We start from the raw sequence: 19,893 nt of genomic DNA, 5'->3' as shown, positions 1-19,893 counted from the left end.
TGGTTTATTTTGTTATGATTAATAGTGAATTAAATTACAGGAGGCAAAGGTATGAAATCACAAGTATCATGGAAAGTTGGCGGTCAACAAGGTGAAGGAATCGAGTCGACAGGGGAAATCTTTGCCACAGCTATGAACCGTGAAGGGTATTATTTATACGGTTACAGACATTTCTCAAGCCGAATTAAAGGCGGACATACCAATAATAAAATTAGAGTATCAACAAAGCCAGTTCATGCTATTAGTGATGATTTAGATATTCTCGTTGCATTCGACCAAGAAACAATTGAGTTAAATCACCATGAAATGCGTGATGACAGTGTGATTATTGCTGATGCGAAAGCTAAACCTTCTAAACCTGAAGATTGTAAAGCACAACTTATTATTCTTCCTTTTACTGATATTGCAAAAGAATTAGGAACTAAGTTAATGAAAAACATGGTAGCTATTGGTGCAACTTGTGCCATTATGGATTTGGATATTAAATCATTTGAAGCGTTTATTGCAAATACTTTTGGTAAAAAAGGTGAAAAAGTTGTAGAAAGCAATATTCAAGCTTTACACCAAGGTTATGATGCAATGAAAGAACAAATGCCAGAATTAGAAGGCGACTATCACTTGGAACCAAGTGATTCTGAACCGCATCTTTATATGATTGGTAATGATGCAGTAGGTTTAGGTGCGATTTCTGCGGGTTCTAAATTTATGGCTGCTTATCCAATTACACCAGCATCAGAAATTATGGAGTATATGATTGATAATCTGCCAAAAGTTGGCGGTACTGTTATCCAAACTGAAGATGAAATTGCAGCTGCTACAATGGCAATTGGTGCAAACTATGCTGGTGTGCGTGCATTTACAGCTTCAGCAGGTCCTGGTTTATCATTAATGATGGAATCAATCGGCTTATCTGGTATGACTGAAACACCACTCGTTATTATTAATACACAACGTGGAGGACCATCTACTGGTTTGCCTACTAAAGAAGAACAATCAGATTTAATGCAAATGATATACGGAACACATGGCGATATCCCGAAAATTGTAATTGCACCAACTGATGCAGAGGATTCTTTCTATTTAACTGTTGAAGCATTCAATTTAGCTGAAGAATATCAATGTCCTGTCATTATTTTAAGTGACTTGCAATTAGCATTAGGTAAACAAACAGTTGAGCAGTTAGACTACGACCGTATTGAAATCAAACGAGGTGAGCTTTTACAAGGAGATATTGAAAGAGAAGAAGACGATAAAGCTTATTTCAAACGTTATGCACTTACTGCTAACGGAGTATCTCCAAGACCTATTCCAGGTGTAAAAGGCGGCATTCATCACGTTACTGGTGTGGAACACAACCCAGAAGGTAAACCAAGTGAGTCTGCGCAAAACCGTCAAGAACAAATGGATAAACGTATGCGTAAAACAGAAAACTTATTAATTAGTGAACCTGTTATTGATGATCAACCGTATGATGAAGCGGATATCTTATATATTGGATTTATTTCAACAAAAGGTGCTATCCAAGAAGGAAAAACACGTCTTGAAAATCAAGGTGTAAAAGTAAATCATTTACAAATTAGACAATTACATCCATTCCCATCAGAGATTGTTCAAGAAGCAGTAGATAAAGCGAAAAAAGTTGTTGTAGTTGAACACAACTATCAAGGTCAATTAGCAAATATATTAAAAATGAATGTTAATGTTCACGGTAAATTAATCAAACAAACAAAATATGACGGCACACCATTTTTACCGCATGAAATTGAAGATAAAGGATTAGAGATTGCCAAAGAGACTGAAGGAGTGGGTACAAGTGGCAACATTTAAAGATTTTAGAAATAACGTTAAACCAAACTGGTGTCCAGGTTGCGGTGACTTCTCAGTTCAAGCTGCAATACAAAAAGCTGCAGCGAATGTTGGATTAGAACCTGAAGAAGTAGCATTAATTACTGGTATTGGTTGTTCAGGACGTTTATCAGGATATGTAAACTCATATGGTATGCATGCTATTCACGGCCGTGCCTTACCAATAGCACAAGGTGTGAAAATGGCGAATAAAGATTTAACCGTAATTTGTTCAGGCGGTGACGGAGATGGTTATGCGATTGGTATGGGTCATACAATTCATGCCTTACGTAGAAATATGAACATTACTTATATAGTTATGGATAACCAAATTTATGGTTTAACTAAAGGACAAACATCACCATCTTCTGCGCCAGGATTTGTAACAAAAACAACTCCTAAAGGTAATATCGAACAAAATGTAGCGCCTTTAGAACTTGCTTTATCTTCTGGAGCAACGTTTGTTGGACAAGGCTTCTCAAGTGATATCAAAGGTTTAACTAAACTTATTGAAGAAGCTATCAATCATGATGGTTTCTCATTTGTAAACGTCTTTTCTCCATGTGTAACTTATAATAAAGTGAACACTTATGATTGGTTTAAAGAACATTTGGTTTCTATTGATGATATTGAAGATTATGATGCAACAGATAAAAATAATGCAATCCAAACTGTAATTGATCATGAATCACTTGTGACTGGTATTGTATATCAAGATAAAGAAACACCATCATATGAATCTCAAATTGAACAAATGAATGGTGAACCTTTAGCAAAACAAGATATCAAAATTGATAAAGAACAATTTGAAGACTTAACAAAACAATTTATTTAATAAATATATTAGCTTTCATTATGTTGTTAACTGGGTATAAACCTATAAAGACATGATGAAAGCTTTTTCTTTTCGAAATGTAGTTTCCATACATAATTATAAAATTATTTTATTTAATAAAAATAAATGAGTTGATTAAACGTTTGGTAAGCCACTTTAATTGGGTATTGTGAAATATGTCGTATTAAAGAGGTGGATAAATGACACAAGAGATTAATAGAAATGATGAAGAAAGTGCTAAGCAACAAAGATTATTAGACAACATATTCACAAACTGCTTAGGCCATTATCCTGATTATTTAAATAACCAAAGTGAAGATAATGATATAGATAAAGAAGGACAAGAAGAAAGAAAATATTTACTTAAAACCGCTGCCAATCGTGAACATTTGGGGAAATGCATACGAGATTATGTAAACGGGGATTTAGTAAAAGTACTTGTAGACGAAAGCATGTTGATAGACTTCACAGAATCTGCTAATCAAGATCATACACATTTTAAAAGTCGCAACAAAGATTTAGTTGAAAAGTTTAATAAAAGAATTCAACAGATTAAAGGAAATATACCGTACGATAAAGGTAATAAACCAGTACCATTAATGGTTAAAAGAGTAAAATCTGGAGGATTTAAATCGATAGCAATAGACGATATTCATCGCCTTGTTTTTAAAGAAGTTGAAAATCGCCTTATTATAATAAGTTGTTATTACCATACTATATAAATATTCATACAATACAAATACACACTTCATTTAAAATTTGATACATTTAAAGTAACTACTGAATGAAAAGAGGAATTTTGATATGCAAGATACATTAATGAGTATTCAAGTTTTACCTCAAACACCTAATGGCGAAGATGTTATTCCATACGTAGATGAAGCGATTTCGATTATTGAGCAATCCGGATTGGATTTTCGTGTAGCACCTTTAGAAACAACGGTTCAAGGCACAATGAGCGAGTGTTTAATTTTAATTCAAAACATCAATGACAGAATGGTTGAATTGGAAGTGCCGGGAGTTATCAGCCAAGTGAGATTTTATTATGTACCTACAGGTATTACTATGGAGGAATTAACAGGAAAATACGACTAAGACTTTTTAATCTTAATATGAATAGACTTTTATCTTAAGCTATTGCTATAAAGGTAAAAGTCTATTTTTATTTCCGGAATCATTTTGCACATTTTGACTAAACCATATATAATGAAGTAATGATTAATCGGGGATATAGAAAGGATTTTGCGAAGTGAATGAAGAACAAAGAAAAGCAGGTTCTTTAGATGTTATTGCACAACGAAATAAAAAAGAAAAAGATTATAGTCAATATTTCGAAACAGTTTATCAACCGCCAAGTTTAAAAGAAGCGAAAAAACGTGGTAAAGAAGATGTTCAATATAATCGTGATTTCCAAATCGATGAGAGATTTAAAGAGATGGGCAAAGGCCGTACATTCTTCATCAAAACATTTGGTTGTCAAATGAATGCTCATGATACAGAAGTAATGGCGGGGATATTTGAAGCACTTGGTTATACTTTAGCGGAAGACATTTTAAAAGCAGATGTGATTTTATTAAATACATGCGCTATTCGTGAAAATGCTGAAAATAAAGTATTCAGTGAAATCGGTAATTTGAAACATTTAAAACGCGACCGTCCAGATTGCTTAATTGGTGTATGCGGTTGTATGTCACAAGAAGAATCAGTTGTAAATAAAATTTTAAAATCTTATCAAAACGTAGATATGATTTTTGGTACACATAATATTCATAAATTACCAGAAATTCTTGAAGAAGCCTATATGTCTAAAGCAATGGTCATTGATGTATGGTCAAAAGAAGGCGACGTTATTGAGAATTTACCTAAAGTTCGTGATGATTATTTCAAAGCTTGGGTGAATATTATGTATGGCTGTGATAAATTCTGTACATATTGTATTGTGCCGTTTACTCGTGGTAAAGAGCGTAGCAGACGCCCGCAAGACATTATTGATGAAGTACGAGATTTAGCACGACAAGGATATCAAGAAATTACTTTATTAGGTCAAAACGTTAATTCTTACGGTAAAGATCTTCAAGATATTGAATATGATTTAGGTGACTTATTCGAAGACATTTCTAAAATTGATATTCCACGTGTCCGCTTCACAACTAGCCATCCTTGGGATTTCACTGACCACATGATTGAAGTTATCGCAAAAGGCGGTAATATTGTTCCGCATATTCACTTACCAGTACAATCAGGAAACGATGCAGTATTGAAAATCATGGGCCGTAAATACACAAGAGAAAGTTATTTAGACCTTGTAAATCGTATCAAAACTGCAATTCCAGATGTCGCACTGACAACAGATATCATTGTGGGTTATCCAAATGAAACTGAAGAACAATTCCAAGAAACATTATCTTTATATGATGAAGTCGAATTTGAACATGCATATACGTATTTATACTCTCAACGTGATGGTACACCTGCTGCACGTATGAAAGATAATGTAGAAAAAGAAGTGAAAAAAGAACGCTTGCAACGTTTGAACCAAAAAGTAGGCTACTACTCAGAACGTGCATTAAAAGGTTATGAAGGACAAGTTGTGACGGTATTATGTGAAGGAAGCAGTAAAAAAGATAACGAAGTTCTAGCGGGTTATACAGACAAAAATAAACTTGTGAACTTCAGAGGTCCTAAAGAAGTTGTCGGTAAATTAGTGGACGTTAAAATTGACGAAGCGAAACAATATTCATTAAATGGTACTTTCCTGCATCTCCATGAATCAAGCGCGGTGAAAGCTTAATGTATGATAAAAAAGACATTTTAGCGCAAGCCGAAAAGCTCAGTGACCAAATTAAACAATTAGACACCGTGAAATATTATCAGCGTGTTGAAACCCAAATTCATCGTAATCATCATATTGATGAATGGATGAAAGATTTAAAACAAAGACAGAAACAATCTGTTAACTTACAAAATTATGGAAAAATAGAAGCGTATAAACGTAGTGAAGCAGAGATTGCACAGATTCAAGAAAAAATAGATGCTTTGCCGATTGTGACTGAATTCAGAGAAGCACAATCTGACGCAAATGATTTATTGCAGATGATGATAAATACAATGGCCGATCGTTTAAACGCAGCACATCAAGACCAATAAACAACGATTAAAACTAGAAGGGGCGTTAAAACATGAACGTGAGAAAACTTACTTTAACTTCAATGTTCATTGCGATTAATGTAGTTTTAAGCAGTATTATTGTCATCCCATTAGGACCTATTAAAGCCGCGCCCATACAACATATGACGAATGTTTTATGTGCGGTATTTGTGGGTCCATGGTATGGATTAGCACAAGCATTTTTATCTTCTGTGATTCGAATGATGTTCGGTACAGGCTCTGTTTTTGCATTTCCCGGCAGTATGGTGGGTGTATTGCTTGCCAGTTTGTTATACCGTTATCGTAAACACTTATTTATGGCAGCATTCGGTGAAGTTATCGGTACAGGGTTAATCGGAAGCTTTATGTGTATCCCATTAGCTTGGGTAATTGGTTTGCATCAAGTAGCGATTAAACCATTGATGCTTGCATTCATAACATCAAGTGCACTAGGGGCATTTATCAGTTATATCATTTTAATGGTTTTATTTAAAAAAGGAAAATTGAAAAAATGGCTGCCTAAAGATTAGAAAAAATCCGCTTCAGAAACGCAATCTGAAGCGGATTTCTTCACTTAATATGCACTTTGAATATTTGACTGGTCTCTTAACTGGATATATTGGTCAATATAATTAGAGAAAGCGCCATCCACATTTGCGTTAATTAAATTCTGCATCGCTAATTTGGTATTAGCTGTATAAGGATGAACAAGCAGACCATGCTGGTGCAGTCTTTCAACTTGAGCAGGTGTCGCATCATGATATTCAGGTCCGACGCCGTTAGCATAAGAAGCAATATAATCTAAATCTTTATCTGTATAGCGCGGTATTTCTAAAACATCAGTTAATTGAATCAAAGGTATGTTCGGATTCAATTTTTTCATCTTTAATAAACTTTCTTGAGAGAAGGATTGAATCACAATTTGACCGTTCTTCAACTTATCAGGTGCCAACATGCCATGTTTGTCCAACGTATCTAATAATTTTTCTTCCATACCAGGGTAAACATCTGGAGATTTCGTTTCAATATAATAATTCGTATCCGGTCCATAACGCGTTAAAATTTCATCTAAAGTGGGTACTTGAGCACCGGCATATTTAGGATTGGCATACTGCGGATTTTTTTGATTGAACCAGCTGCCGACATCCATTTGTTTTAACTGTGCTGTCGTATAATTTTTGACAGGACCATGGAATTTGCCGCCTGTTGTACGATCAACTGTTTCATCATGCATCGCAATTAAATTACCATCTTTTGTCATTTGCAAATCTAATTCTATGTAATCTGCACCTAACTCATTTTTAGCTTTATCATAAGCAAAAAAAGTGTGTTCAGGTGCATAACCACTTGCACCGCGATGTGCAATTGCGACATTTTTAGCCAAAACATTTTTGTCTTGTTGTGCAGTGTTTTGTGCAGCAGATGAATCTGATGAAACAGGACCCATGCCTCCGCCGCTTGCTAAAGCTCCTTGAGAACCAAAAAGAATAGATGCAGATAGCACTGCTGATGTAACTGATAGTTTACGTATTTTCATTTTGAAACTTCATCTCCTTTTTTAAGTCTATAATTAATATAACAAAAAGATATATGCAATATTTTAAGTTTAACTATAAATTTATATAGATTTACTACATGTTTAAAATCAATTAACTAAAATTATAAGATGTTTTGAATAAGTATATCATGAAAATTTGAAACTCGTATGAAAACTAAGAATTTGTTAAAATAGATGAGTTAAGAGAAACGTAATATGTATTGATTGCTTATTACATCAAAAATGTATAAAATATATTAAATTCAAACGAAATTAAACCGATTATAGAAGGAATGGTTAAGAATCATGACAAATGTAACGCCGATGATGCAGCAATATTTAAAGATTAAATCACAATACCAAGACTGCTTATTATTTTTCAGATTAGGCGATTTTTACGAAATGTTTTTTGAAGATGCGAAAGAAGCATCTAGAGTCTTAGAAATCACGTTAACCAAACGTGATGCCAAAAAAGAAAATCCTATCCCTATGTGCGGCGTACCTTATCATTCAGCTGAAAGTTATATTGAAACTTTAATTAATGAAGGCTATAAAGTCGCGATTTGCGAACAAATGGAAGATCCGAAAACAACAAAAGGAATGGTGAAAAGGGAAGTCATTCGCGTTGTAACCCCTGGTACGATTATGAATCAAGGCGGTATGGATGAAAAACAAAATAATTATATATTGAGTTTTATTAAAGACGGTTCAACGATTGCAGTGAGTTACTGTGATGTGTCAACAGGTGAGTTGAAAGTAACAAAATTTAATGATGAAAGTATGTTATTAAATGAAATTACAACCATCAATCCTAATGAAATTGTAACTGCTGAACAAGTCAGCGATAGTTTGAAACAGCAGATGAGTTTAGCAACTGAAACAATCACTGTCGTAGATGAAATCAGCAATGAGTCTTATGAAGTGAACCAAATAGAAGATGAATTGATGCACCAAGCAGTACAATTATTACTTGATTACATTCATCATACGCAAAAGCGTAATATGAATCATATTGAAGCAGCTCAAGCATACGAAGCAGTAGATTATATGAAAATGGATTATTACGCAAAACGTAATTTGGAATTAACAGAGAGTATACGCTTGAAGTCTAAAAAAGGGACGTTATTGTGGCTGATGGATGAAACGAAAACACCAATGGGTGCACGTCGTTTAAAACAGTGGATTGATCGTCCGTTGATTTATAAACATGCTATTAATGAACGATTAGATGCAGTCTCTCAATTGATTGACCGCTTTATCGAACGTGATACGCTTAGAGATTATTTGAATCAAGTATATGATATTGAGCGTTTAGTGGGCAGAGTGAGTTATGGCAATGTGAATGCGAGAGATTTAATTCAACTCAAACATTCAATCGCTGAGATACCGAATATCAAAGTGTTATTAGATGATTTTGATGAAGCATTACCAGAACAATTCCGTCAATTAGAACCTTTAAATGACTTGTTGGATTTACTTGAAAAAAGTTTAGTCGAAGAACCGCCGATTTCAGTTAAAGATGGTGGGTTGTTCAAACAAGGTTTTAATCAACAGCTAGATGAATATTTAGAAGCCTCAGTTAACGGTAAACAGTGGTTAGCTCAGCTCCAAGCTAAAGAACGTGAACGTACAGGCATCAAATCGTTAAAAATTAGTTTTAATAAAGTATTCGGTTATTTTATTGAAATTACACGTGCGAATTTAAAAGGATTCGAACCTGCAGATTATGGATATAACCGCAAACAAACGCTTTCTAATGCGGAACGTTTTATTACAGATGAATTAAAAGAAAAAGAAGATATCATTTTAGGTGCTGAAGATAAAGCGGTTGAATTGGAATATCAACTTTTTGCGCAATTAAGAGAAGAAGTTAAAACGTATACTGAACGTTTGCAAAAACAAGCCAAATTAATTTCAGAGATTGATTGTCTGCAAAGCTTCGCAGAAATTGCACAAAAATATAATTATGTACGTCCTGAATTCAGTGATGACAAAACATTGGACCTTGTAGATTCAAGACATCCGGTTGTAGAACGTGTAATGGATTATAATGATTATGTGCCAAATGATTGCCGGCTTGATGATGCGCAATTTATTTACTTAATTACAGGACCGAATATGTCAGGTAAATCGACTTATATGCGCCAAGTGGCAATTATTAGTATTATGGCCCAAATGGGGGCTTATGTACCTTGTGGCTCTGCTGTATTGCCGATATTCGACCAAATATTTACACGTATCGGGGCAGCTGATGATTTAGTTTCTGGTAAAAGTACGTTTATGGTCGAAATGTTAGAAGCTCAAAAAGCTTTATCCTATGCGACAGAAGACAGTTTAATTATTTTTGATGAAATTGGACGCGGTACATCTACATTTGATGGTTTAGCACTCGCACAAGCTATGATTGAATATGTCGCAGAAACTTCGCATGCTAAAACGTTATTCTCAACACACTATCATGAATTAACAGCGTTAGATCAATCGTTAGAATGTTTAAAAAATGTGCATGTGGCCGCAAATGAATATCATGGCGAATTGATTTTCTTGCATAAAGTAAAAGATGGCGCGGTTGATGACAGTTATGGTATTCAAGTTGCAAAACTTGCTGATTTACCTGATCGTGTGATTGAACGTGCACAAGTAATTTTAGATGCGTTTGAAGAAAAAGAGAAACCGCAGCCTCAAATCAGCCACTTGCAGCAAACTGAGTCTGTTGTTAAAGAACCTGAAACAGAAGGGATTCAAGATAAAAAAGAACCTGAGACTGAGCAATTCCAACAAGGTGCGTTCGATTTATTTGAAACACCGCCTGTTGAAAGTGAAATTGAAGCAGAGTTGAAAAAAATCAATATTTCTAATATGACACCGCTTCAAGCACTCAATAAACTCAGCGAACTTCAAAACCAATTAAAATAAGAGGTGAGAAATCATGGGCAATATTAAAGAATTACAAACATCGCTGGCAAATAAAATTGCAGCAGGTGAAGTAGTAGAACGACCAGGCTCTGTCGTCAAAGAGTTGTTGGAAAATGCCCTTGATGCCAAAGCAACTGAAATTAACATAGAGATTAAGCAATCTGGTATCGAATCGATTCGTGTTGTAGATAACGGAACAGGAATTGAAGAAGATGACCTCAAACTCGTGTTCCACCGCCATGCGACAAGCAAGTTGCATGAAGATAGTGATTTGTTCCATATTCGCACACTAGGCTTTCGCGGTGAAGCACTTGCCAGTATTTCATCTGTAGCTAAAGTCACGTTACGTACGTGTACGGATGGGCAAAGCGGTCATGAAATATATGCCGAAGATGGTGCGATTTTAGAACAAAAACCAGCCAAAGCTAAAAAAGGTACTGATATTTTAGTTGAATCGTTATTTTATAACACACCAGCTCGCTTAAAATATGTCAAAAGCTTATATACTGAACTAGGAAAAATCACAGATATTGTGAACCGTATGGCTATGAGCCATCCTCATGTACGTTTTACTTTGACATCAGATGATAAAGTATTGATTAAAACCAATGGTTCTGGCCGTACAAATGAAGTGATGGCAGAAATATATGGTATGAAAGTGGCAAAAGACTTAGTGCATATTACAGGAGATACGAGCGATTATCATCTGGAAGGTTATGTTGCAAAACCAGAGCATTCACGCAGTAATCGTCATTATATTTCCATTTTCATCAATGGTCGTTATATTAAAAACTTTGTATTGAATAAAGCTATCGTAGAAGGCTATCATACGTTATTGACTATCGGTCGTTATCCGATTTGTTATATCAATATTGAGATGGATCCTATACTAGTAGATGTCAATGTGCATCCTACAAAACTAGAAGTACGATTATCAAAAGAAGAACAACTTTACCAATTGATAGTCCAAAAAATTCAAGAGGCATTCAAAGATAAAATCCTCATTCCGCATAATGATGAAAATAAGCTGTATAAGAAAAATAAAGTGTTAGATGTATTCGAACAACAAAAACTTGATTTTGAAAATCGTACTGCTGCAAATGCTTCTGCTGAAAAAGATGTCGAAGAAGCTGACCGTGTAAGCGAGAATAGTGACGCAAAATCGTACGAGCCAACTGAACGAACAGCAGATAACAATTCTGAAAGTTCTTATCAAGACAATCAACGCGCGGTGTTGCAAGATTTAGAGGGAAATACTGAAAACAGTGAAGGTGTATTTGATTCTGAAGCAACTTCAAATGAAGCAGCATCTACTAAAACTGCGTCATCAGAAGACATTTCGGAAAATGATGTACGTGAAACAGAGCATGCAAAACCGCATCGCCGTGTACCTTATATGGAAGTTGTGGGACAGGTGCATGGTACGTATATTATTGCGCAAAATGAAACAGGCATGTTTATGATAGATCAGCATGCTGCACAAGAAAGAATTAAATACGAATATTTCCGTGATAAAATCGGTGAAGTGACGAATGAAGTACAGAATTTATTAATTCCGATGACATTTCATTTTTCAAAAGATGAACAAATGATTATTAATCAATATAAAGAAGAATTAGATAAAGTGGGTGTTCATCTTGAACCATTCGGCAGTCACGATTATATCGTCAACAGCTATCCGGTTTGGTTCCCTAAAGAAGAAGCACAAGAAATTATTCAGGACATGGTAGAATATGTGTTAGAACATCGCAAAGTGGACATTAAGAAAATTCGAGAAGAAGCGGCAATTATGATGAGTTGTAAGAAATCCATTAAAGCGAATCATTATTTAAGAAATCATGAAATGGCTGATTTGATTGATCAGCTGCGTGAAATGGAAGATCCGTTTACTTGTCCGCACGGCAGACCGATTATCATCAGTTTTTCAAATTATGAATTAGAACGCTTATTTAAACGCATCATGTAAAGGAGAAAAGGATGAATCCTCACATATTACCAGCAATTCGTGAAATGAAAGATTTAGAAAAATTACTGAAAACAGATTATGAAAGATGTGTGCTGCTAGATGCACATATCGGTCATTTGCAAGGGATTATGGATTTATTAGCACAAAAGCAATTGAAAACTTATATTCATGTGGATTTAACGCGCGGTGTAGCACATGATGAGTATGGTTGTGAATATATTATTCAAAAATTCAAACCGGCCGGGATTGTTTCAACAAAACCTAAAGTGATTAAAAAAGCAAAATCTTTAAAAGTGACAACGATTTTACGTATTTTCGTGATTGACAGCCATGCTTTGAATCGCAGTATAGCTTTAATTAAGCAAGTACAGCCTGATTATGTTGAAGTGCTGCCGGGTGTTGCAAGCAAGGTTATCAGCATTATTAATCAAGAAACACAAACTCCAGTAATTGCAGGCGGTTTGATTGATCTTGAAAGTGAAGTGGAAGCCGCAATTTCAAGTGGCGCGGAATATGTTACGACTAGTAATAAATCATTATGGTAAATTATTCACAAACATATTATTGATTTTATTTAAGAAAATAATTGACAACGCTTTCATGAAAGTATATTCTGTTTATAAGTTAATATTTAATAAGAGAGATTGGAGACTTCTACATTATTAAGGGATTATGTAGGGGTCTTTTTGTCTTCTTTTAAGGAGGAAAATAGATGAATCCATATTTTGCAGAATTTTTAGGTACTGCCATTCTTATTTTATTTGGGGGCGGGGTTGTAGCAAACTTGAACCTCGTTAAATCGAAAGGGTTTGGCAGCGACTGGATTAACATTTCATTAGGCTGGGGTTTGGCCGTAACGTTAGGTGTGTATGCAGTCGGTAAGTTTTCTGGTGCTCATTTGAATCCTGCTGTAACCATGGCTATTGCGATGGATGGCGGTATTGAATGGTATAAAGTGCCAGGTTATATTATTTGTCAAATGCTTGGCGGTATTGTCGGAGGGGTACTTGTTTGGTTGATGTACTTGCCTCATTGGAAAGTAACAGAAGATCAAGGTGCAAAACTTGCAGTATTTTGTACAGATCCTGGTATCAAAAATTATTATGCCAACTTTTTCAGTGAAATTATCGGTACTGCAGCTTTAACATTAGGTTTGTTATTTATCGGTATTAATAAGTTTACAGATGGTTTGAATCCGATTATTGTCGGCGGTTTAATCGTTGCTATCGGTTTGAGTTTAGGCGGACCAACAGGTTATGCCATCAACCCGGCGCGTGATTTAGGTCCTCGTATCGCTCATGCTATTTTACCAATTGCTGGTAAAGGCAAATCAAACTGGTCATATGCAATTGTTCCTGTTTTAGGACCGATTGCAGGCGGTATGTTAGGTGCTTGTATTTATAGAGCGGCATATAAAGGTGCATTTGATACAATGTCAGTAGTGGCAATTATTTTAACTGCAGTGACATTAATTTTTGGGGTATTTTTAAATAAGATTGACAAAAAAGATATCGGCACTATTTATTAAAGATTTTGGGGTTATTAACAATATTGATTGAATCGGTGAAGTAAGTGGAAAACTTTTTCATCACCTAATAAAGAGGGGCAAACAGCAAATTTTTTAATATTCATTTCATGAAAAGTGTTACTTGCTGAATTTTAAACTGCTGTTTGTAATTCCCGACATAAGGAGTTATGACAATGGAAAAAGAAAAATATATTTTATCGATAGACCAAGGTACGACAAGTTCTCGTGCAATTTTATTTAATAAAGAAGGAGAAGTTGTCACAACAGCACAACGTGAATTTACACAACATTTCCCAAATAACGGCTGGGTTGAACATGATGCGAATGAAATCTGGACTTCTGTATTATCAGTAATCGCTACGGTATTGAACAATGACAATATTTATCCCAATCAAATCGCTGGTATTGGTATTACAAACCAACGTGAAACAACAGTCGTTTGGGATAAAAATACCGGTCGTCCGATTTATAACGCGATTGTTTGGCAATCACGTCAGACTCAAGATATTATTCAAAGCTTAAGAGACCAAGGTTATGAAGATACATTCCGTGAAAAAACAGGTCTTGTCTTAGACCCTTACTTCTCTGGTTCTAAAATCAAATGGATTTTAGATAATGTGGAAGGTGCACGTGAGAAAGCTGAAAATGGTGATTTATTGTTTGGTACGATTGATTCTTGGTTGGTTTGGAAATTATCTGGTAAGGCAGCGCATATTACAGACTATACCAATGCAAGTCGTACATTGATTTACAACATCCATACTTTAGAATGGGATGACGAGTTATTAGAAATTCTTGATATTCCTAAACAAATGTTGCCTGAAGTTCATGAATCAAGTGAGATTTATGCGAAAACTAAAGACTATCATTTCTTCGGACAAGAGGTGCCGATTGCAGGTATTGCAGGCGACCAGCAAGCAGCATTATTCGGACAAGCATGTTTTGAACGCGGCGATGTGAAAAATACGTATGGTACAGGCGGATTCATGTTGATGAATACGGGTAAAGAAGCGGTCAAATCTGACAGTGGCCTTTTAACAACAATCGCATTTGGCTTGAATGGAGAAGTCAATTATGCCTTAGAAGGTTCAATTTTTGTCTCAGGTTCAGCAATTCAATGGTTGCGTGATGGCTTGCGTATGATTAATTCTGCACCTGAATCAGAAAATTATGCTAACCGTATTGAATCTTCAGAAGGGGTTTACGTTGTGCCTGCTTTTGTAGGTTTAGGTACTCCGTATTGGGATCCTAGTGCACGTGGTGCAATCTTCGGTATTACACGCGGTACGGAAAAAGAACATTTTGTACGTGCGACATTAGAATCTTTATGTTATCAAACACGTGATGTTATTGAAGCAATGGAAAAAGATTCAGATATCAAAGTAGAAAATTTACGTGTCGATGGTGGCGCTGTTAAAAATAATTTCTTAATGCAATTCCAAGCAGATATTGAAGATATCGAAGTGGAACGCCCAGTTATCCAAGAAACAACTGCATTAGGTGCAGCTTACTTAGCAGGTTTAGCGGTTGGATATTGGAAAAGCAAGGATGAAATTGCAAACCGTTGGAAATTAGAAAAATCATTTAAACCGAAAATGCCTGAAGCTGAACGCGAAAAATTATATAAAGGCTGGAAAAAAGCGGTTGAAGCAACACAAGTATTTAAATTAGACGACTAAATTTAAAGTATGCTACAATAAAGACAAGTTAATAAATGTACTCGAGAATGAGAGAACTGTTCGTACAATTTTATGAAATGTATGGGATAGGTCTCTCATTTTTTAATACTTTGGTTTTTAGAATGAAGAGCTTGTCTCATGCATGTACTGATTATAATTAGGAGGCGTTTTAGATGAGTTTATCGACTTTGAAAAGAAATGAAATTAAAGACAATTTTAAGAACAAAGAGTATGACATCGTAATTATTGGTGGAGGTATTACAGGTGCAGGGGTTGCCTTAGATGCTTCACAACGCGGCATGAAAGTAGCACTCGTTGAAATGCAAGACTTTGCGCAAGGAACAAGCTCTCGTTCAACTAAATTAGTACATGGCGGTTTACGTTACTTAAAACAGCTGCAAGTTGGGGTTGTAGCTGAAACTGGACGTGAAAGAGCAATCGTTTATGAAAATGGACCGCATGTAACAACACCAGAGTGGATGTTATTACCAATGCATAAAGGCGGTACATTCGGTAAATTCTCTACTTCTATCGGTTTAGCAATGTATGATCGTTTAGCAGGTGTTAAAAAATCAGAACGTAAAAAAATGTTGAGTAAAAAAGAAACGTTAGCTAAAGAACCATTAGTGAAAAAAGATGGTCTTAAAGGCGGCGGTTATTATGTAGAATATCGTACTGACGATGCGCGTTTAACGATTGAAGTATTAAAACGTGCAGCTGAAAAAGGTGCAGATATTTTAAATTATACAAAATCTATGAATTTCACTTATGATGACAAAGAAAAAGTAAATGGTATTCAAGTGACTGACATGCTTACAGATGAACCATATACAATTCACGCTAAAAAAGTCATCAATGCAAGCGGACCTTGGGTGGATGAAGTACGCAGTGCAGATTACTCTAAAAACAACAAACAATTACGTCTGACAAAAGGTGTGCATATTGTTATTGATCAATCTAAATTCCCATTACAACAAGCGGTTTATTTTGATACAGAAAAAGATGGACGTATGATTTTTGCGATTCCGCGTGAAGGAAAAGCTTATATTGGTACAACAGATACGTTCTATAACAATGACAAAACATCACCGCTTCCAACTCAAGAAGATCGTGATTACTTAATTGATGCAGTGAACTATATGTTCCCTGGTTTAGATATTGAAGATAAAGATATCGAATCATCTTGGGCAGGTGTAAGACCATTAATTTTAGAAGAAGGCAAAGACCCATCAGAAATTTCACGTAAAGATGAAATCTGGGAAGGTAAATCTGGCTTGCTTACTATCGCTGGTGGTAAATTGACAGGTTATCGCCACATGGCTAAAGGCATTGTAGATTTAGTTTCTAAACGCCTGCAACAAGAATACAAATTAAAATTCAAACCTTGTGAAACAAAAGAACTTAAAATTTCTGGTGGCGATGTAGGCGGCAGTGCTAACTATGAGCAATTCGTAAAAGAAAAAACAGCTGAAGGTGAAGAATTCAACTTAGATTATAAAACAGCTGAAGATATTGCTAGACGTTATGGTTCAAATGCGGATACGTTATACCAAATTGCATATACAGCACAATATCAAAACTCTGGTTTACCACTTGAAATTTATGCTGAGCTTGTTTACGGTATTCAAAATGAAATGGTTTATAAACCAACAGACTTCTTAATTCGTCGAACAGGTATGTTATATTTTGATATCGAAGACGTTAAAAAATACAAAGAAGCAGTCATTGATGTCATGTCACAATTGTTGAATTATGATGCAGAACAACGTGCGCTTTATACTGAAGAATTAAATGAAGCAATCGAAGAAGCAACACATGGTAATAATCAACCTGCTGAAAAATAAATCTTAAAAGCAAACTTAGAATAAAAAGAAAAGCCAATCTTTAAATTACTCCCTATAAAGTAGACACTTAAAAAGTGGAAACTTTATGGGGAGTTTTTATTTTAATTATTTGAAGTTATTAGTCTCAATAACCTCTATTTCTTTTACTAATCCGCATTTCTTACAAAACGTATATTTAACATCTGAACCCTTTAATGATAATTTGTTTTCCTTTATTTTCATATACTGTATCGCTTCTGAAAAATCTTTGCTGCCGCATCTTTTGCACTCCATAGATGTACTTTCTTTTTTATTATTTTTTTCTTTTATTGTAAGTTATATTATTCTTAGTTTCAATGCTGCTTTCACTACCAGATTCTATATCAATTAAAATATATTCTTGAAAGTTGACATGTTTATCTTAAATTTGTATAAAAATTCCGCTAAAACTCTTTTATCACCTGAATCAGAGGAAGTAACGGAGGATAATGTATAATTATCATTCGAAGAAATTTGAACATTATAAACAGGTATGAGTTGTTTGTTTTTAAGTATCTACTTAACTTGGTAAAGTTATTTTAAGTCATGCTTAATCCTTTCTCGAGGTATGAGACATAATGAAAATCATGAGCGGATGTGGCATAATAGTTTATAAGAATGAATAGACAGTGCATGAAAAATTTCACGCAAATCGTATAGTAGCAAGAAAGATCAGGAGGTAAAAAATACATGTGTCCAAATACTTTTAAAGTAACAGTTGAAGATGGTACTAATATTGAAGTAAAACTCGATAAAGCCAACAAAGAAAGAATCGGCATCGTACATATTTTTCATGGTATGGCTGAACACATGGGACGATATGACTTATTTGTTGAATCGTTAAACCAACAAGGTTATGACGTTATTCGTCACAACCACCGCGGTCACGGTAAAGATATTATTGAAAGAGAACGCGGGCATTACGACAGCATTCAAATCGTGGCCTCAGATGCATATGAAATCCTGCAAACCTTGTATCCAGAACGCGAAGGACTTCCATACATAGTATTAGGTCATTCAATGGGGTCTATTATCGCAAGAAAGTACGTTGAAATGTTTCCAGACACTGCACAAGGTTTGATTCTGACAGGAACAGGACTGTTTCCGAAAATTAAAGGAAACTTGTTAGCGGTTGGAATGAAACTGATTGCGATGGTACTAGGAAAAAGACGCAGATTGCAATGGGTTAATGATTTAGCATTCAAGCCTTTTAATAAACGTATTCCTGAAGCAAAAACCAATAGTGATTGGTTATCTACTAGAAGAGATGAAGTTGACAAATATTGCGAGGATCCGTATTGTGGATTTTTAGTTTCTAACCAAGTGATTTATGAAACGATTCATGAAATGATGAAAACAAGCAAACCATCTGAAATTAAAAAAATGAACCCTGACTTACCGGTTCTTTTAATTTCAGGAAAAGAAGATCCATTTGGTGATTATGGTAAAGGTATCCGAAGATTAGGCGTTGTCATGAAACGCAACGGCATACATCATATTACAGTACAGCTTTATCGCCATAAACGTCATGAAATTCTTTTTGAAGAAGATTATAACCAAACATGGAATAACATGTACGACTGGATTAAGAAAAATATATTGAAGAAAAATAAGGCGAGTGAACAAAATGGCAGTAAATAAACCCTTGTTAGTAGTAATAGTGGGTCCTACAGCTGTAGGAAAAACAGAATTAAGCATAGAATTAGCTAAAAAAATAGGAGGTGAAATTATCAGCGGTGATTCTATGCAAGTCTATAGAGGTATGGACATTGGAACTGCAAAAGTGACTGAAGATGAAATGCAGGGAGTTCCGCATTATTTAATTGATATATTAAATCCTGACGAACCTTTCTCTGCGTTTGCTTTTAAAGAACGTGCTCAAAAATTGATTGCAGAAATTACTGAACGCGGCCATATTCCAATTATTGCTGGGGGAACTGGATTATACATACAATCATTAATTTATGATTATCCTTTCGATAAAGAAGAGATATCTCCTGAAAAAGAACAAGAAGTTAAAGAAAAGATGACACAATTAGAACCACTTTCTAACGAAGCGCTGCATGATTATCTAAAATCTTTTGATCCGGATTCTGCTGAAGATATTCACCCTAATAACCGTAAAAGAGTATTGCGTGCAGTGGAATATTACTTGAAAACAAAAAAACTTTTAAGTAATCGCAAGAAAACAGTTCAATTTACAGAAAATTATGATACATTATTAGTAGGGGTAGAAATGTCGCGCGAAATATTGTATCAACGAATAAATTGTCGTGTGGATAGCATGTTAGAACACGGTTTATTAAAAGAAGTAGAGCAGCTGATGAATCAGGGTTATACATCCTGTCAAAGTATGCAAGCCATCGGATATAAGGAAATTATACCGGCTATCAATCATGAGATTCCAATTAACCAGGCAGTAGATAAGTTGAAGCAGCATTCTAGAAATTATGCTAAACGACAAATGACTTGGTTTAAAAATAAAATGGATGTTCAATGGTTTGATAGAGCGCAAACATCGCTTCCATTGATATTAGATGAAATTACTGCCCGAATAAATAAAAGGAGAGAGAGTTAA

General features: G+C 35.0%; 16 protein-coding genes. 15 read left to right on the top strand and 1 reads right to left on the bottom strand.

The features are described from left to right. Nucleotides 1-51 precede the first annotated feature (51 nt). The 7 genes from A4G25_RS02780 to thiW all read left to right on the top strand — a co-directional run bounded on the left by A4G25_RS02780 (nucleotide 52) and on the right by thiW (nucleotide 6,357). Entirely contained in the window at nucleotides 52-1,827 is a 1,776-nt protein-coding gene (locus A4G25_RS02780) for a 2-oxoacid:acceptor oxidoreductase subunit alpha (RefSeq protein ID WP_047131208.1), read from the top strand. Continuing rightward, nucleotides 1,814-2,680, top strand: a complete 867-nt coding sequence (locus A4G25_RS02775) for a 2-oxoacid:ferredoxin oxidoreductase subunit beta (protein WP_047131207.1) — start codon at nucleotides 1,814-1,816, stop codon at nucleotides 2,678-2,680. Before A4G25_RS02780 ends, A4G25_RS02775 begins: the two co-directional genes overlap by 14 nt. A gap of 200 nt (nucleotides 2,681-2,880) precedes the next feature. Further along, entirely contained in the window at nucleotides 2,881-3,402 is a 522-nt protein-coding gene (locus A4G25_RS02770) for a type II toxin-antitoxin system YoeB family toxin (protein ID WP_047131206.1), read from the top strand. An 82-nt stretch (nucleotides 3,403-3,484) separates the two neighbouring features. Next, the gene (locus tag A4G25_RS02765; RefSeq protein WP_047131205.1) at nucleotides 3,485-3,775 is read left to right on the top strand and encodes a thiamine-binding protein; all 291 of its coding nucleotides are present in this window, start codon (nucleotides 3,485-3,487) and stop codon (nucleotides 3,773-3,775) included. 154 nt (nucleotides 3,776-3,929) lie between these two features. Continuing rightward, a complete protein-coding gene (gene miaB / locus A4G25_RS02760; RefSeq protein WP_047131204.1) occupies nucleotides 3,930-5,471 on the top strand; it encodes a tRNA (N6-isopentenyl adenosine(37)-C2)-methylthiotransferase MiaB in 1,542 nt (513 codons plus the stop codon). Next, entirely contained in the window at nucleotides 5,471-5,827 is a 357-nt protein-coding gene (locus A4G25_RS02755; protein WP_047131203.1) for a YlbF/YmcA family competence regulator, read from the top strand. Before miaB ends, A4G25_RS02755 begins: the two co-directional genes overlap by 1 nt. 32 nt (nucleotides 5,828-5,859) lie before the next feature. After that, complete coding sequence (gene thiW, locus A4G25_RS02750; protein ID WP_047131202.1) at nucleotides 5,860-6,357, top strand: energy coupling factor transporter S component ThiW; 498 nt, start codon at nucleotides 5,860-5,862, stop codon at nucleotides 6,355-6,357. A 44-nt stretch (nucleotides 6,358-6,401) separates the two neighbouring features. Here the strand turns inward: thiW and A4G25_RS02745 are convergent, their stop codons facing one another. Further along, nucleotides 6,402-7,364, bottom strand: a complete 963-nt coding sequence (locus A4G25_RS02745; RefSeq protein ID WP_047131201.1) for a glycerophosphodiester phosphodiesterase — start codon at nucleotides 7,362-7,364, stop codon at nucleotides 6,402-6,404. 306 nt (nucleotides 7,365-7,670) lie between these two features. Between A4G25_RS02745 and mutS the strand changes: the two genes are divergently transcribed. The 8 genes from mutS (at nucleotide 7,671) to miaA (ending at nucleotide 19,893) form a co-directional block, all read left to right on the top strand. Continuing rightward, nucleotides 7,671-10,280 carry a DNA mismatch repair protein MutS gene (gene mutS, locus A4G25_RS02740; protein ID WP_047131200.1) on the top strand — a complete coding sequence of 870 codons (2,610 nt, stop codon included), beginning with the start codon at nucleotides 7,671-7,673 and terminating at the stop codon, nucleotides 10,278-10,280. Nucleotides 10,281-10,293: 13 nt separating this feature from the next. Next, on the top strand, nucleotides 10,294-12,246 hold the full coding sequence (gene mutL / locus A4G25_RS02735) for a DNA mismatch repair endonuclease MutL (RefSeq protein WP_047131199.1): 1,953 nt from the start codon (nucleotides 10,294-10,296) through the stop codon (nucleotides 12,244-12,246). An 11-nt stretch (nucleotides 12,247-12,257) separates the two neighbouring features. After that, entirely contained in the window at nucleotides 12,258-12,791 is a 534-nt protein-coding gene (locus A4G25_RS02730; protein ID WP_047131198.1) for a glycerol-3-phosphate responsive antiterminator, read from the top strand. 167 nt (nucleotides 12,792-12,958) lie between these two features. After that, nucleotides 12,959-13,774 carry an MIP/aquaporin family protein gene (locus A4G25_RS02725; RefSeq protein ID WP_047131197.1) on the top strand — a complete coding sequence of 272 codons (816 nt, stop codon included), beginning with the start codon at nucleotides 12,959-12,961 and terminating at the stop codon, nucleotides 13,772-13,774. A 173-nt stretch (nucleotides 13,775-13,947) separates the two neighbouring features. Further along, nucleotides 13,948-15,453, top strand: coding sequence for a glycerol kinase GlpK (glpK, locus tag A4G25_RS02720; RefSeq protein ID WP_047131196.1), 1,506 nt, complete (start codon nucleotides 13,948-13,950; stop codon nucleotides 15,451-15,453). 173 nt (nucleotides 15,454-15,626) lie between these two features. Then, nucleotides 15,627-17,297 (top strand): glycerol-3-phosphate dehydrogenase/oxidase, encoded by a 1,671-nt coding sequence (locus A4G25_RS02715; protein ID WP_047131195.1) that lies wholly within the window; start codon nucleotides 15,627-15,629, stop codon nucleotides 17,295-17,297. 708 nt (nucleotides 17,298-18,005) lie between these two features. Further along, complete coding sequence (locus A4G25_RS02710; protein WP_047131194.1) at nucleotides 18,006-18,956, top strand: alpha/beta hydrolase; 951 nt, start codon at nucleotides 18,006-18,008, stop codon at nucleotides 18,954-18,956. Then, nucleotides 18,943-19,893: a tRNA (adenosine(37)-N6)-dimethylallyltransferase MiaA gene (miaA, locus tag A4G25_RS02705; protein WP_047131193.1), complete on the top strand. Its 951-nt coding sequence runs from the start codon at nucleotides 18,943-18,945 to the stop codon at nucleotides 19,891-19,893. Before A4G25_RS02710 ends, miaA begins: the two co-directional genes overlap by 14 nt.

The sequence above is a fragment of the Staphylococcus condimenti genome (assembly GCF_001618885.1).
Classification (GTDB): domain Bacteria; phylum Bacillota; class Bacilli; order Staphylococcales; family Staphylococcaceae; genus Staphylococcus; species Staphylococcus condimenti.
Note: the sequence above shows the minus strand (reverse complement) of the source record. Positions and strands in the feature narration are given on the sequence as shown.

Coding starts and splice junctions, on each gene's coding strand:
- A4G25_RS02780 (WP_047131208.1), top strand. CDS start 52: ATGAAATCACAAGTATCATGGAAAGTTGGCGGTCAACAAGGTGAAGGA.
- A4G25_RS02770 (WP_047131206.1), top strand. CDS start 2,881: ATGACACAAGAGATTAATAGAAATGATGAAGAAAGTGCTAAGCAACAA.
- A4G25_RS02765 (WP_047131205.1), top strand. CDS start 3,485: ATGCAAGATACATTAATGAGTATTCAAGTTTTACCTCAAACACCTAAT.
- A4G25_RS02755 (WP_047131203.1), top strand. CDS start 5,471: ATGTATGATAAAAAAGACATTTTAGCGCAAGCCGAAAAGCTCAGTGAC.
- thiW (WP_047131202.1), top strand. CDS start 5,860: ATGAACGTGAGAAAACTTACTTTAACTTCAATGTTCATTGCGATTAAT.
- A4G25_RS02745 (WP_047131201.1), bottom strand. CDS start 7,364: ATGAAAATACGTAAACTATCAGTTACATCAGCAGTGCTATCTGCATCT.
- mutS (WP_047131200.1), top strand. CDS start 7,671: ATGACAAATGTAACGCCGATGATGCAGCAATATTTAAAGATTAAATCA.
- mutL (WP_047131199.1), top strand. CDS start 10,294: ATGGGCAATATTAAAGAATTACAAACATCGCTGGCAAATAAAATTGCA.
- A4G25_RS02730 (WP_047131198.1), top strand. CDS start 12,258: ATGAATCCTCACATATTACCAGCAATTCGTGAAATGAAAGATTTAGAA.
- A4G25_RS02725 (WP_047131197.1), top strand. CDS start 12,959: ATGAATCCATATTTTGCAGAATTTTTAGGTACTGCCATTCTTATTTTA.
- glpK (WP_047131196.1), top strand. CDS start 13,948: ATGGAAAAAGAAAAATATATTTTATCGATAGACCAAGGTACGACAAGT.
- A4G25_RS02715 (WP_047131195.1), top strand. CDS start 15,627: ATGAGTTTATCGACTTTGAAAAGAAATGAAATTAAAGACAATTTTAAG.
- A4G25_RS02710 (WP_047131194.1), top strand. CDS start 18,006: ATGTGTCCAAATACTTTTAAAGTAACAGTTGAAGATGGTACTAATATT.
- miaA (WP_047131193.1), top strand. CDS start 18,943: ATGGCAGTAAATAAACCCTTGTTAGTAGTAATAGTGGGTCCTACAGCT.